Source organism: Peribacillus sp. NPDC097224 (assembly GCF_044761985.1).
In the GTDB taxonomy this organism is placed as follows: Bacteria; Bacillota; Bacilli; order Bacillales; family DSM-1321; genus Peribacillus.
The window spans coordinates 112,372-126,301 of the sequence record NZ_JBIWDK010000003.1 but is presented as its reverse complement, the minus strand read 5'-3'; the positions used below and the strand labels follow the sequence as shown (position 1 = coordinate 126,301).

The following is a 13,930-nucleotide window of genomic DNA, read 5'->3' as shown; positions in this document are numbered from 1 at the left end:
CCCCGCTCCTTCATGCAAAGTGGGTTGCAGGTGTTGGGGATATTTCTAAGACAAGAATGTTTTCAAAAAAATAAAAATTCCCATTTATCACAATATTTTATTTATAATAGTTATTAAGCCATTAAACTAATAATCAAATTGAGTTTACTTGGATTTTCATTTATCGAGGAGGAATTTTGTATGCAAAGATTACAAGAAATTTTAGAGACCAGAGATTTTATTATGAGTAAAACGGACAATCAGCCAACAATCGGTATGATTTTAGGATCGGGGTTAGGATCTCTTGCTGATGAAATTGAGAACCCATTCAAAATTCCATATAGTGAAATTCCTCACTTTGCAAAATCCGAAGCAATCGGACACGCAAACGAACTAGTAATCGGGCAATTGAAAGGTAAGACTGTAGTGGCTATGAAAGGACGCTTTCATTATTATGAAGGATATACACTAGATGAAGTGACATTTCCCGTACGTGTCATGAAGGCATTAGGGGTGGAGCAATTGATCATTACCAATGCTTGTGGCGCAGTTAATACAGACTTTAATCCAGGTGATTTAATGCTCATTACCGACCATATCAATTTAGTTGGTACAAATCCTCTCATAGGACCTAATAATGATGAATTGGGTACTCGCTTCCCTGACCTTTCCCAAACTTATCATCCTGACTTGCGAAACATTGCGTCCAAAGTAGCTAAGGAAAAGAACATTTCCTTGCAACAGGGCGTCTATGCTTGGTGGAGTGGTCCCGCATATGAAACACCAGCGGAAATTCGAATGATTCGTACGCTGGGGGCAGACGCTGTAGGGATGTCAACCGTTCCGGAAGCCATTGTAGCCGTCCATGGCAAGATGAAAGTGCTAGGGATTTCCTGCTTAACGAATATGGCTTGCGGGATTTTAGATCAACCATTAAGTCATGATGAAGTGATTGAAGTTGCAAGTAAAGTTAGAACGCAATTCGTTGGATTGGTCAAAGGAATTGTGGAAGAAATGGAATAGTAATAGAATTGTAGGCATTTTGCCGACAAAAAAAGATTGCCGAGATAACTATATCTTCTCGACAATCTTTTTTTATCTCTACATGGAGCTTTTCCTAGAGCTTCATTCCCATCCGGCTCTTATAGCGTTTAATAAGGAGTTGGCAATCGACGCTGACAACCCCGACGACCGGATATAACTTTTCATTAAGGAAGCGTTCCATCTCCTGATTATCCGTGAAGATTCCATGCATATGCAGCTTACTAGGCCCCGTCATATGATACAAACTCGTTACTGCAGGCTCATCCTCCAGTTGTTGTGCCACCGATTCCAAATATTTAGGCTCCACCTCGACATTGAAAAATGCAGAAACATGAATGCCTATCTTAGCCGGATTGATGACAGCGGTAAAACGTTCAATCACCCCTTTTTCCACTAAATGATTGATTCTCGTTTGAACCGCCACTCTCGACAGTTCCACTTGCTTTGCTAAATCCGTATACGAAATCCGCGCATCTTCATGCAAGATCGAAATGATTTTCTTATCGATTTCATCCACCTTGGTGCTTGGAATGCTAAAGTCCTCTGCCATCTATGTAACTCCTTTTCGAATCATTTATTCTATTATCTCAAAGGATAGGGCCCTTCACCAATTATTTTCATGCAAAAGAAAAACTGCCAGAAAACCGGCAGTTTCGTTAATGAAGAATCAATAGCCAAATATATAGTCCAAACAGAGTGATGAATAGTGTTGGAACAGTCAGGATGATTCCTACTTTAAAATAATATCCCCATGTGATCCGGACACCTTTTAGCTTTAATACATGGAGCCATAAAAGTGTGGCCAAAGAGCCGATTGGCGTGATCTTTGGTCCTAAATCGGAACCGATGACGTTGGCATAAATCAGAGCATCCTTAATAGGCGCCGTTGTTTGAACTTCCGCAATGGCCAAGGCATTAATCATGACCGTTGGCAGATTATTCATGAATGAAGATAGAATAGCCGCAATGAATCCCATGATAATCGTCGCCGAAAACAAACCTTGATTGGCCGTTGCCTTAATGACGTCAGCTAACAAACTAGTCAGTCCTACATTTCGCAGTCCATATACGACCACATACATCCCAATCGAGAAGAATACGATATTCCATGGGGCACCGTTTAGGACGGTACGGATTTTCACGGCTGGACTTCTTCTTGCCAAAATCAAAAGGACAATGGCGATTGCACCAGCCACAAACGAAACGGGTACACCTACAAACTCACTTGAAAAATAGCCGACTAGAAGAATAGCCAGGACGAACCAGGAAATCTTGAACATACGTGGATCCTTTACCGCTTCGGCAGGACGCTTCAAATGAGAGGAATCATAGGTTACAGGTAGATCCTTTTTGAAAAACAAATACAATACGAGAATGCTAGCTCCTAAACTGAATAAAGTCGGAACGATCATCCGGCTGGCATATTCACCAAAACCGATCCCGAAAAAGTCCGCAGACACGATATTCACCAGATTACTGATGACGAATGGCAGGGAAGTCGTATCGGCAATGAATCCGCTCGCCATGATGAATGGGAGCACCATCTTATCGTCGAACTTCAATGCTCGCACCATCGCTAGCACAATCGGCGTCAAGATCAATGCCGCCCCATCGTTTGCAAAAAGCGCCGAAACGATGGCTCCTAGAATCATCACCAAAATGAAGAGACGGAAGCCTTTACCATCTGCATATCGGGCCATGTGAAGCGCAGCCCATTCAAAAAATCCAATTTCATCTAAAATTAACGAAATGATAATCAGGGCCACGAACGTCAATGTCGCATTCCAAACAATCTGCGTCACATCACTTACATCCTGGAATGAAACAACACCGAACAAAAGAGCGATGATCGCCCCTCCGCAGGCACTCCAGCCAATTCCCAGACCCTTTGGCTGCCAGATGACCAACACTAATGTAATCATAAAAATAAGTAGAGCTAAAAACGTCGAACTCATGATGCCAGCACCTCTAAGCCACTCCTTCTATAAAACTTTCTTCCCTTAACTATATAAGAATACTAGTTTTTACACAACGCACAAAGGCCACCAATTTCTTGGCAGCCCCCTGTTAATATGAGCCTTCCAATTCATCATCTACCAAATCCATTAGATAAGGCACATCCACATAATCATTCCCTGTTGAATACCCGATTCCATCGGTAGGCACCGTCGGAAAAACTTCCTTGCCGTCCTTGTCATAGAATCTATTACCTATTTTAAATGTTTGTCTATCCTCAAAGAATTCATCAAAATTGGATTCTTTCTGTACTTCTGCATACTGATCCATAAGAGTCCGCCAGCTATCCGGATATTTTTCCACTCCATATGATTTATCCTCAACCGTGATGCTGTGCATCACTTCTAAACCGGGTTCATAGGTCGCCTCATCCCCTGATACACTGAAATTCCTATCTTTTTTCATAAACGCCTTAATTTCAGACACTTCGTCCTTTGGATTTAGATTCCACATAAAAAATGAATCTCCTTCTCCATTCCAGGCCTTTGGCTCACCCCCATTATCTACGGAAGCCGCTCTCCATTTTTTGTCCTTCCATACCCAGAAACTCATCCCATATTCTTTGCTTTCATTGATGAAAGGGACAAAAACATGGGTTTCATCTAAATAAAGAACGTCTTGAATAACCTTGGGTTCTGCTTCAGGAAAAAAAGAATTGATTCGTTTAATCACTTGTTTATCCGTAAGAAATGCTTCAGGTTCTCTAGGAGCTCGAATGATAAAAAGGACACCCACTATAAGGAAAATCACGATCAATAAAATGATGGTTTTCGTTTTTTTATTCATTTCTTTCAGCACCTCCGATCAACACAGATTCTTCAGACCGGAAGTAAACCTGGCCTCCATTATTCGGTGTAATGAGGAAACCCTTTCCATCATCTTCTACATAAATGACTGTTTTAAGTCCGCTTCCCTTTTCAGGAACCGTTCCTATCAAAAGATAAGGGAACTGTTCTTTATACCCGTTCTTTTCATTAATTTTATAATACCAAGATTCACTTTTGATTTGATTTTGTTTCATCTTGTCCACCTGTACTTGCAACACTTCATTATTCAATGTGACATCCTTGCTAGCTGGGTGAGTGATAATCAGGGAAGCTTTTTCAACGTCCTGCATATAGGTCGAGGGTTGATCTTTTGGGAACATTAAATGTTCAAGCGGCGAGTTTAAGAATGAAGAAGCCAAAAAAATGAAGTTCACCCAAAACCCTAACCAAGCATAACGACGGTACCGCGACCAACGCTCTGTATTTCCCTTTCTTCTCAAAAACCAATATAAAAAGACGACTCCTAATGGCAATATTGGTATCTTTGCCACTTCACTTGATAAATTAAAATGAATACTAAAAGAAAAAATCCCGATGAACATAACTAGGAGCCCTTTCCATACCTTTGGCGGATTCTGTTGTTTTTTGTAAACAACAAAGAATAGTAGGGCAATAAGTAAATAACTGAAGACTAATAGAATAAAAGAGGGCATATGTACAAACACGTTCTGCTTCATTTTCAACTCATCCTCCCACCACTAAACGGATATTTACCTATTAAATGTAATATAGTCACTCTATCATATCGCATCTCTTTTGTAACCGCAGCCTCCCCCACCTTACTTAGTAATAAAGATGGGGTCTTACCTTTTATTGAAAACCGCGGTTATAGGTATCCACAGCTTAATCCTTCGATTGAACAGTATTCATTATATTTTTATATTCCTTATCATTGATGATTCCCAACTTCTTGAACAAGGTGGAATATCCAATGATTTTCTTTTGGGTACGGTTCGTAAAATTCATATGAATCCTCTCCTTTTTTATAATCTATGCAATTCCGACAAAATGTTTCCTTAAGGCAAAATAATTTGTACAAACTAAAATAAAAAACATGTCCTCCATTAGCAGGACATGTTTTTTAGAGGTCATGAATGACTATATGAACTCAATGCCAAAAAGACCTTATCGATAAAGGGATAAGGTCTTTTGACAGCTCATCATCATTATTTAGATGATAGTTCACTTTCTGTTACCCATTGATGATTTTTCACTTCAATCCCACCATCGGTAGGTTTGTAATCAACCATATAAACGGTAGTGGTATCGGCTTCCTCAATGACACCTTTTGCGCCTTCCATACCCTCCATATGATCGGTATCAAGAGTCACTTCAGTACCTGGTTCTAACGGAACTTCCCCAGCATCCTCGATTTCTTCATGGATCACCCATTTATGATTTTCAACTTTTTTATCCTCTGTTGTAGGTGTATACGTAACGGAATAAGCTGTCGTATCATAGGCTCCGACAATTGTTGCTTCGGCTCCATCCATGCCTTCCATATGATCTGATTTAATCGTTGCTTTACTTCCCACTTCATACTTTGGATTCTCTGCAGCTTTCAAACCATCAGGAACCTCTGCCTCATTGGAAGTATCTTTAGCATGGTCCATATGATTCGTTTCCTCTTTAGTCGTATCTGTATCCGTACTTTGTTCCGTTTTCGGTGTTTGATCCGTGCTTTTCTCCTCATTATCATCATTACATGCGGATAATGCGAAAGCTGATGCCAAAGAAACCAAACCAATTGCTAATTTTTTGCTTTTCATAGTTGTAGTCACTCCTAATAGATTATTTAATAAGTCGAAACAGAATGCTAGCCTAAAATATATGTATGTACTCTGCTCACCCTTACTACATGTGTAAGTATCCTGTCTCTCTTATATTTTTACCCCATTAGAATCACCATAAACATGGATTATATGACATGATGAACAACACTATCTCTTTATATTGATTCCTTAACCCGATTGTTCGGACTAAAATTGATTCGTTTGTTTAAGCAATCTCAATAGTTTCCAGCCCCTATTCCGAGATGGTTAGAGTCTGCTGAATTCTTGAAAGGGAAAGTTCATATGGGAAAATCGGAAGCGTTTGCAGTTAATATATAATAGAAGAAAGTCGTCCATGAGGAGAGATTTGAAATAAGTGTTTTTAGGGGATCTGCATTCAAAAAAACTAAAAGCAGAACAATTTCAGTAATGGTTCTGCCACATGATTCAAAGAGTATTCAGCTAGCTAGGTATTGTTTCTAGTCGATCAACTTGATCAACCCATTGTATCGTTAATAAATTCGGCAGAGTCGACAGTTCATGATGAATCTGAATATATTTTTTGCACTTCACTGTCGCAACACACTCAATAATAGAATGTTGATCTTCTATCAATACTTTATAGCTACCTACATTCGGTAACGAATAATTAGGTAGTAGACCATTTTTCTGACAATATTTCGTTTTATAAAAGCGTCCCAATAGCCTCGGTAATTCACTAAGCTTTCGTTCTGATAAATACCTCCGAATCAAGGTCGAACTGATTTTTTGATCATTCCACTTTAGCTCTTCGACAACTGAGAGGCCTACTTGCTGGATTGCTGCATAAGTTGCCAGGGTATGAACAGTTCCACTCGCTTTTGCCCCATATGTGTAATCGAAACCGCAAATGATTTCCTTAGCATTCAACCCAATAATATAATCATCTAAAAAATCGTTCGCTTCTACTTTAGCTAATTCCTTTGTGAATTCCACGATATAAAAAATATCCACTTCAAGCCTTTCTAGTTTCTCAACCTTTTGTTCTAGCGGCTCAAGATAGGAAACTTCTTTATCCGAAAATAGCACACTTTTAGGATGCGGAAAAAAAGAGAGAACCGCTAGTGATAAGTTTTGTGCTTTTGCTTTTTCTTTAGCGGTTCGAATAACTTTTTGGTGCCCTAAATGCACACCATCAAAATAACCAAGGGCCATCGCTACATGGGGAGCGGTTTGCTTAATCTCTTGTAAATTATTCGCATTCACATAGATTACCTTCATTGCGATTCTCTCCTTTTTCTTTATCTTGCTAGATTTTGTGCCACTTCATAAATTAAATCTTCTTGCCCACCAACCGCTTTCATTTGGCCGATTTTCATTAAAAGGTCCCGTTCGTCGACACCAAATTGTTTTGCAGCCTTTTGTGCATGCAATAAGAAGCTTGAGTACACGCCAGCATACCCTAAGGTTAAGCTACCGCCAGTTATTTCTTGTGATTGTTGCATGATGGGCGCAATTACATCATTCGCCGTGTCCATTAATGTATATAAATCGATGCCCGTTTCAAAACCTAGTTTTTCTAAAACAGCGACCATTACTTCTGTTTGTGTATTACCGGCCCCTGCACCTAATGCACGCATGCTTCCATCAATATAAGTGGCTCCAGCCTCCACCGCTGCAACTGTATTAGCCATGGCCATCGATAAATTGTTATGGGCATGAAAACCAATATCACATTGTAAAGTTTGTTTAAGCGCTGTAATCCGCTCGGTTACATCTTTTGGTAACATGGCTCCAGCCGAATCTGTTACATATACGATCTCTGCTCCGTAACTTTCAAATAATTTTGCCTGCTCCACGATTTTTTCAACAGGCGCCATATGGCTCATCATTAAGAATCCAGCTGTTTTCAAGTCGAGTTTGCGTGCTAATTCAATATGTTGGGCTGCTACATCGGCTTCTGTTACGTGCGTTGCTACACGAACCATTTTCGCCCCTAAGTTCGCTGCATTTTCCAAGTCATGTTTTGTACCGATTCCAGGAATCAATAATACAGCGACTTCTGAAGTCGTACATTCTGATACAGCCACTTCAATCAGTTTCAGTTCATCGGTTGCTGACAAACCATATTGTAAGGAAGAACCACCCAAGCCATCTCCATGTGATACTTCAAAATAGCGAACACCCGCCGCATTTAAACCTTTTGCTGCAGCACGTACTTGTTCCTCTGTAAACATATGGCGGACGGAGTGACTTCCATCACGTAACGATACATCTAAAATATTTAATGTCATGAGATGACCTCCTCCTTCCCTCTTTGTAAATGACGTGCCATTTCATTGCCGACTTGCACGGCAGCTGCCGTCATAATATCCAAGTTACCAGCGTAAGCCGGTAGATAGTCTGCTGCCCCATTCACTTCGACAAATACGGATACTTTCCTACCTTCAAAAATCGGCGACACTTTTAATGTATAACCTGGTACGTAAGCTTGCACTTCCGCTACCATGTCGTGAATCGACTTGGTGATCGCTTCTTCATGACCTTCTTCTTCGACCAAAGCATGGATGGTATCACGCATAATAACTGGTGGGTCCGCAGGATTCAAAATGATAATGGCTTTCCCTTTTTTCGCACCTCCTACCACTTCGATCGCTTTAGAAGTTGTACTTGTGAATTCATCGATATTTGCGCGTGTACCAGGACCGGCAGAAAGGCTTGAAATGGTTGCGACAATTTCAGCATACTCTACGGACACAATCCGATTTATGGCATGAATGATGGGAATTGTCGCCTGACCGCCACACGTAACCATATTCACATTCGGTTTATCGATATGCTCTTTTAAATTTACTGGTGGAACTGTAAATGGTCCGATTGCAGCTGGTGTTAAATCAATTACTTTTTTATTGGCAGCCGTTAATCGATCGCTATTATGCTTATGTGCATACGCACTTGTCGCGTCATAAACGATATCCACTAAATCAACACGTTCCATGAGTCCGTCAATCCCATTTGAAATTATTTCATATCCGCGCTTCTTTGCACGTTTTAAACCATCGGAATTCGGGTCGATGCCTACCATCACACTCATTTCCAATACGGGGCTGCGCTCGATTTTGTACATTAAGTCGGTTCCTATATTTCCTGACCCGATGATTCCCACTTTAAGCTTCGTCATTTTTTCACCACTTCCTTAGAAATGTTAACGCTTACTTTTCCGAGCTGACCGAAGTCCACTTCGAATTTATCGCCTGTTTCAAAGGTCACGGCTTTTGATAGGGCTCCTGATAAAACAAACATGCCAGGCTCGATGGAGATCCCATATGTACTCACTTCATTTGCTAACCAGACCACCGCTTGGAGCGGGTTGCCTAACACGGCCGCGCTCGTTGCTTCATCTAAGAATTCACCATTTTTATGCACGGTCATTGGTATATTCGTGATGTCTTCAATCTCTTCAAGCAGGGTCCGCTTTTCTCCTAAAATGGCACCTGCCGAAGAGCCATTGTCCGCCACTGTATCCTCGAACTTTATTTCCCAATTCACAATCCGGCTATCGATCACTTCCACTGCTGGCACAACATATGCCGTGGCATCGATTACATCCTGCACCGTCACGTCAGGTCCTTTTAACTCTTTATTGAAAACAAATGCGATTTCAAATTCCACCTTTGGTTGAATGAAGGACTCAGTCCTTAAACCATCAGCCTCGTCGTAAACCATCGTATCTAAAATGAAGCCGTAATCCGGTGTATAGACATTCAACATTTCTTGCATCGCTTTACTCGTCAACCCAATTTTCAGCCCTTTTACAGACGCCCCGTTGTCCGTCTTTTGATGAATTTGCGCCAATTGCACGGCATAGGCATCAGCAGGGGTAATCTTTTCATAAGTTTCAGTTAATGGTGCAATGGGCTGTTTCGTACGTTCCGCTTCAAGCAATACTTCCGCCATTATTTGTGTATTCATAGACCATTCTCCTTTTATGAATTGACTGTTTCTACCGCATTCAACTGATGATATTTACCACTGAAGAACAATAACGGATTTTTATCTTCAAGATGTAAGTCGATTACTTTACCAATGAATAATGTATGGTCACCTTCTACATGTTCCGATACGACTTCACATGCAATTTGGGCGATGGCCCCTCTTAATACAGGTTGTTCAGCCAATGCTTCGAATTCTACTGCATCACCAGGTCTCCCAGCGAAATGACGTGAATAATGCTCTTGGTCTTCGGCTAAAATATTAACTGTGTATTTTTTGGATTGTGAAACTTTCTCTAAGAATTTTGCTTTATGTCCAACGGAAATTAAGACAAGCTTAGGATCCAATGATATTGACACGAAACCATTTGCCGTCATTCCATGTGTTTCACCTTCGTTTTCTGTTAAAAGAACGGTTACACCTGTCGCAAACTTTCCCATTGCATCTCTAAATAAACGATCATCCATCCTAATTCCTCCATTCGTAACTGAATAATTCAATCATAAATCAGTCCATTTAAAATTATCATTGTATTTTTTATTGAAAATTCAGATAAAAACAATAAAATTGCACATGAAAATAAATTTGAATTCTTTGTGAATTATTTTTACAAAAAATCAGCTGTATCATATATCCTTCCATTATAAATTCCACATTGTAAATCGGAAATTTTTCTTTTTCATTTTTGTTCTCTTTCAAAACACAAATTAGTATCCTTATTTTTTTGCTTGTAAATCTCTTTTTTTTCAAATAGAATTCTGTTCATGGAAGAAAAATTTCCGAATTTTCCCACCATTCACTATTATTCTTGTAGAGAAAAGTGAAAATAATGGTGAAATGTGTGCCTTTACTTACAATAATGGAGGTGTTTGATGATTCCAATACCGAATTGAAAGCGCTATCACTACTTTTCAGAAAAAGACAGAAGTATCAGACCACCAATACTTTTTTGAAAAACAATTGTGGATGGGGAAAATACGGTAATACAAGGGGGATTTTCATGCGTTGGGTTGTATTAGCTTTTCTATTCTTACTATCTGTTTTAAATTATACGGATAAATCGGTTTTAGGATTAGCCGCAGAACCAATCATGACTGAACTGAATCTATCTTATGATCAGTTCGGTTTAGTAGGAAGTAGTTTCTTCGCTGCTTACGCTGTCGGAAGTATCGTTTTAGGTACCTTAACGTATCGCTTCAACACAAAATACTTATTAATGATGATTGCTACTGGATGGACCATTTCATTAGCAAGCGCTTATTTTGTAGAAACCTTAACACACTTAATTTTACTGCGTGTTGTCTTAGGTTTCTTCGAAGGTGGTACGCTCGGTCTGTGCATCGTGCACTTAGCACGATGGTTCACTAGCTCACAACGTGGTGTCGCTGCAGCTATCATGACTTCTGGTACAACAGTTGGAACGTACTTGGCTGCACCACTTTTAGTTAAAGGCATCACGAATTTTGGTTGGCAGCACACTTTCGCATTATTAGGGATAGCAAGCTTTGCATGGGCGATCCTCTTCTTCTTCATGAGAGACGAGCCAAAGCAACCCCTCATCGAAGACGTAAAAAGTTTAGCGTCCAACAAAGAAGTACCGTTCAAACATATCTTTAAAGTATTCATCAACCCTTATGTATTATCGATTTTAGTTGTAGGTTTCGTATCCATGTGGATTACAACTTGGGTCCTTACATGGGCACCAACTTACCTAACACAAATCGTGGGTCTTGAGCCACAGCGTATGGGCTTAATCTTCGCTGCAATGGGCATTTCAGGAACAGTGTTCGCAATTTGTATAGGTAAATTCACAGACTACTTATTCAAGAAAAATAAAAGCCTTATCAAATCTTATGATCGTGTATTAATTACAGTATTGCTGGTCGGCGCTGCTTCTTATGCGATGACCACGATTGTCGCTTCACCGGTTCTAGCCTGTTTGTTCCTAGGGATGGGCTTAATCATAAACACTTGCTTATTACCGTTAAATACAGCGATTAAAACATTGATCATTCCGAAAAATCTAGTAGGTAGCGTAACGGGTGTCTCATTATCCATTTCAAGTATGGCTGGAGTAATCGGGCCATGGATTACCGGGTACTTGATTACACAAGCAGGCGATAACGTGCGGTCAGGCTTCAACTTAGGTGTGTTGGTCATCGTTAGTTTATATGTTGTTACGGCCATCGTGTTAGTAGCCACACGTAAATTGAAAATCACCGCAACTGAAAAAGAAGATGCTCGTCGTGCTACAGAAGAAGAGCAGATAAACCTTGACATCGCCCCAGGGCGATAATACTCAACCATGGGTTCATCACATGTAAACAGACTGAAGACAAACTCAAAGAATGAGTTTGTCTTCAGTCTGTTTTGTTTATAAAAGCGGTTTACGTAACTCTTCCATCCATCTCGAGCCTAATGGTTGATAGACTCCGCTCTTATCTTGCAAATTCCTCGAAGCTTAAGCTATCCGACAAGATCAGTACCTGAATGACTAATAAGGTATACGCTGCAGTCGATGCGTCTTTCAGTGAAATTTGTAGTTGCTCTTCGATTTGCTTGATACGATATTGGATACCGCCGATAGATAACGTCAACTCGTCCATCGTTTCCTTCAAGCGCTGACTATTTAATAAATAGACGTAAAGCGTATGCAATAATTCCTTTTTACGGGGATCATCAAAATTGTATAAGTCTTTTAACGTCTTCTTCGCCATTTCGTGAAGATGCTCCATGCTCATGTTCTTTACGATATCCCCAAGCATTCCTAAATCTTCGTAATCCGTTAGCAGCTTATCGTTGGGAAAGCGCTGTGCAACACGAGCCTCTTGTAGCGAACGCTCGAAATCTTTGAAGTTACTAAATGTTCCGCTAAGCCCGATTGAATATTTATAATTGGCATTTTGCTTCTCCATCTTTTGAAAAATTTTCGTGATTTTCTTATTCCAGCCTTGCTTATCACTATTTAGCGAATTGAGGAGCGCAATTTCCTCACCAAGCACTGCAAAAATACAAGGCAAATCCCACTCTTTTGCCAACTTGGACAGCTGTGTCAACTGGTCATGAATGTCGATGATTTCTTTATTTTTCTTTTTCTTTTTGACACTGATAATACCTGTAGAGAACGGCGGCTGAAATTTAAATGGTAAAAATTTATAGTAAGATTCGATATCTTTAATTTTCCGATTATGAATTAAGCGCTCCAATAGTGAGCTACGCATCCTTTGTTGCTCTTCAAACTGCGCCTCCTCATATAAAATACATAAGGCCACGACCGTAGAAATCCGCTCTAAAAATAAGTGGTCGTTTTCATCCATATCCTTTTCATCAAAGTAGAAAAATGAACAAGTGGCATAATTCCTTTTGTTAATAAGAACAGGTGCCGTCAACTTCCTGAATGTTTCGCCTTTGTAATGCGAAACGTTATGCGTATCGTCGAAATGCGATAATTTCACCTTATCTTTTTTTATTGCTAGTTGCTGTTCTTCCGTTAAACCAAAATGGCTTAACGCATTGCCATGGATATCCTCAATCAAAATCGAGATGTTCAACAGCTCGGACGCAACCTGAACAATTTCATCCATCGAATGTTTATCTGTTACTTTTTGTGTGAGCTGACTATTAAACAATGAAATTTTCTCGAGCACTTGCTTATGGTGTAAAAGTGCATCATAAGTCATTTCAAGTTCAGATAAAATGTTGTCGTTTTGATAAAGGTGGATAAGCTCTTCCTCATCTTCGAGCCAATCGCTCTCCAAGCGCACTTTAAACTCACAGCACGGATCACCTTTTGCGACGCACTTGTACTCAACGGCAATAATGGATTCACCATACTCATAGGTCAATGCACCACTTGCAAACCCACATAACATATGACAAACACATTCGTTTGCTACACCATAATTTTTTAGGTGTAACGCGGCTTCGAATGATTCTACCCATTGTCCCCACGTATCGATGCATTCAACCGTGCCATCTGGATGTCGCACAATTTCCCCCATGAAAATTACATCCTTCACGTGACCTAAGCGTGAATGTCTCTTACCGACTGGATCTATCGAGTCTTTATTTTGAAGCATCTTTCTTGCTGATTCCATCCCGAACTCTTTCCCAAATCGAAATAAAAAGCCTTTTGTTTTATGAGAACCAATGTTGTTAAACAAGCTGTTCTTTAATGTATGGAAGGCATTTGCCGACATTAAAATATTTTTCGTTTCGCTGGAATCAAATGCAATTTCGCTCATTAAAATCACATCCCCTTTGACTATCTATTCCTCATATTACAAAAGCGAAATTGATTTTTCAATAAATTTTAAAGAT

At 39.9% G+C, this 13,930-nt stretch carries 14 protein-coding genes; 2 read left to right on the top strand and 12 right to left on the bottom strand.

The features are described 5' to 3' along the window. Window positions 1–180: 180 nt before the first annotated feature. Window positions 181–1,002, top strand: coding sequence for a purine-nucleoside phosphorylase (locus tag ACIQXR_RS07260; protein WP_402867573.1), 822 nt, complete (start codon window positions 181–183; stop codon window positions 1,000–1,002). Window positions 1,003–1,096: 94 nt separating this feature from the next. Here ACIQXR_RS07260 and chrS read toward each other — a convergent pair whose 3' ends face one another. The 11 genes from chrS to ACIQXR_RS07205 form a co-directional block, all read right to left on the bottom strand. After that, on the bottom strand, window positions 1,097–1,573 hold the full coding sequence (chrS, locus tag ACIQXR_RS07255; RefSeq protein ID WP_402867572.1) for a chromate efflux transcriptional regulator ChrS: 477 nt from the start codon (window positions 1,571–1,573) through the stop codon (window positions 1,097–1,099). A 106-nt stretch (window positions 1,574–1,679) separates the two neighbouring features. Then, window positions 1,680–2,978 (bottom strand): arsenic transporter, encoded by a 1,299-nt coding sequence (locus ACIQXR_RS07250; protein WP_402867571.1) that lies wholly within the window; start codon window positions 2,976–2,978, stop codon window positions 1,680–1,682. A 112-nt stretch (window positions 2,979–3,090) separates the two neighbouring features. Continuing rightward, the gene (locus tag ACIQXR_RS07245) at window positions 3,091–3,825 is read right to left on the bottom strand and encodes a hypothetical protein (protein ID WP_402867570.1); all 735 of its coding nucleotides are present in this window, start codon (window positions 3,823–3,825) and stop codon (window positions 3,091–3,093) included. After that, a complete protein-coding gene (locus ACIQXR_RS07240) occupies window positions 3,818–4,543 on the bottom strand; it encodes a hypothetical protein (RefSeq protein WP_402867569.1) in 726 nt (241 codons plus the stop codon). Before ACIQXR_RS07240 ends, ACIQXR_RS07245 begins: the two co-directional genes overlap by 8 nt. A 166-nt stretch (window positions 4,544–4,709) precedes the next feature. Beyond that, a complete protein-coding gene (locus tag ACIQXR_RS07235; RefSeq protein WP_402867568.1) occupies window positions 4,710–4,832 on the bottom strand; it encodes a hypothetical protein in 123 nt (40 codons plus the stop codon). Between the two features lie 200 nt (window positions 4,833–5,032). Next, window positions 5,033–5,635, bottom strand: a complete 603-nt coding sequence (locus ACIQXR_RS07230; RefSeq protein ID WP_402867567.1) for a YdhK family protein — start codon at window positions 5,633–5,635, stop codon at window positions 5,033–5,035. Between the two features lie 465 nt (window positions 5,636–6,100). Next, a complete protein-coding gene (locus ACIQXR_RS07225) occupies window positions 6,101–6,898 on the bottom strand; it encodes an adenylyltransferase/cytidyltransferase family protein (RefSeq protein ID WP_402867566.1) in 798 nt (265 codons plus the stop codon). A 20-nt stretch (window positions 6,899–6,918) separates the two neighbouring features. Continuing rightward, window positions 6,919–7,911 (bottom strand): 4-hydroxy-2-oxovalerate aldolase, encoded by a 993-nt coding sequence (dmpG, locus tag ACIQXR_RS07220; protein WP_402867565.1) that lies wholly within the window; start codon window positions 7,909–7,911, stop codon window positions 6,919–6,921. Beyond that, window positions 7,908–8,798 carry an acetaldehyde dehydrogenase (acetylating) gene (locus ACIQXR_RS07215; RefSeq protein WP_402867564.1) on the bottom strand — a complete coding sequence of 297 codons (891 nt, stop codon included), beginning with the start codon at window positions 8,796–8,798 and terminating at the stop codon, window positions 7,908–7,910. Before ACIQXR_RS07215 ends, dmpG begins: the two co-directional genes overlap by 4 nt. Continuing rightward, complete coding sequence (locus ACIQXR_RS07210) at window positions 8,795–9,589, bottom strand: 2-keto-4-pentenoate hydratase (protein ID WP_403079776.1); 795 nt, start codon at window positions 9,587–9,589, stop codon at window positions 8,795–8,797. The genes ACIQXR_RS07215 and ACIQXR_RS07210 overlap by 4 nt, the downstream gene beginning before the upstream one ends. Before the next feature lie 14 nt (window positions 9,590–9,603). Next, window positions 9,604–10,077 carry a flavin reductase family protein gene (locus ACIQXR_RS07205; RefSeq protein ID WP_402867562.1) on the bottom strand — a complete coding sequence of 158 codons (474 nt, stop codon included), beginning with the start codon at window positions 10,075–10,077 and terminating at the stop codon, window positions 9,604–9,606. A gap of 533 nt (window positions 10,078–10,610) precedes the next feature. On the opposite strand from ACIQXR_RS07205, the gene ACIQXR_RS07200 reads away from it, so the two are divergent. Continuing rightward, the gene (locus ACIQXR_RS07200; protein ID WP_402867561.1) at window positions 10,611–11,906 is read left to right on the top strand and encodes an MFS transporter; all 1,296 of its coding nucleotides are present in this window, start codon (window positions 10,611–10,613) and stop codon (window positions 11,904–11,906) included. Between the two features lie 142 nt (window positions 11,907–12,048). Here ACIQXR_RS07200 and ACIQXR_RS07195 read toward each other — a convergent pair whose 3' ends face one another. After that, window positions 12,049–13,854 (bottom strand): V4R domain-containing protein, encoded by a 1,806-nt coding sequence (locus tag ACIQXR_RS07195; RefSeq protein ID WP_402867560.1) that lies wholly within the window; start codon window positions 13,852–13,854, stop codon window positions 12,049–12,051. Window positions 13,855–13,930: the final 76 nt, after the last annotated feature.

Coding starts and splice junctions, on each gene's coding strand:
- chrS (WP_402867572.1), bottom strand. CDS start 1,573: ATGGCAGAGGACTTTAGCATTCCAAGCACCAAGGTGGATGAAATCGAT.
- dmpG (WP_402867565.1), bottom strand. CDS start 7,911: ATGACATTAAATATTTTAGATGTATCGTTACGTGATGGAAGTCACTCC.
- ACIQXR_RS07215 (WP_402867564.1), bottom strand. CDS start 8,798: ATGACGAAGCTTAAAGTGGGAATCATCGGGTCAGGAAATATAGGAACC.
- ACIQXR_RS07250 (WP_402867571.1), bottom strand. CDS start 2,978: ATGAGTTCGACGTTTTTAGCTCTACTTATTTTTATGATTACATTAGTG.
- ACIQXR_RS07205 (WP_402867562.1), bottom strand. CDS start 10,077: ATGGATGATCGTTTATTTAGAGATGCAATGGGAAAGTTTGCGACAGGT.
- ACIQXR_RS07195 (WP_402867560.1), bottom strand. CDS start 13,854: ATGAGCGAAATTGCATTTGATTCCAGCGAAACGAAAAATATTTTAATG.
- ACIQXR_RS07230 (WP_402867567.1), bottom strand. CDS start 5,635: ATGAAAAGCAAAAAATTAGCAATTGGTTTGGTTTCTTTGGCATCAGCT.
- ACIQXR_RS07240 (WP_402867569.1), bottom strand. CDS start 4,543: ATGAAGCAGAACGTGTTTGTACATATGCCCTCTTTTATTCTATTAGTC.
- ACIQXR_RS07235 (WP_402867568.1), bottom strand. CDS start 4,832: ATGAATTTTACGAACCGTACCCAAAAGAAAATCATTGGATATTCCACC.
- ACIQXR_RS07260 (WP_402867573.1), top strand. CDS start 181: ATGCAAAGATTACAAGAAATTTTAGAGACCAGAGATTTTATTATGAGT.
- ACIQXR_RS07245 (WP_402867570.1), bottom strand. CDS start 3,825: ATGAATAAAAAAACGAAAACCATCATTTTATTGATCGTGATTTTCCTT.
- ACIQXR_RS07200 (WP_402867561.1), top strand. CDS start 10,611: ATGCGTTGGGTTGTATTAGCTTTTCTATTCTTACTATCTGTTTTAAAT.
- ACIQXR_RS07225 (WP_402867566.1), bottom strand. CDS start 6,898: ATGAAGGTAATCTATGTGAATGCGAATAATTTACAAGAGATTAAGCAA.
- ACIQXR_RS07210 (WP_403079776.1), bottom strand. CDS start 9,589: ATGAATACACAAATAATGGCGGAAGTATTGCTTGAAGCGGAACGTACG.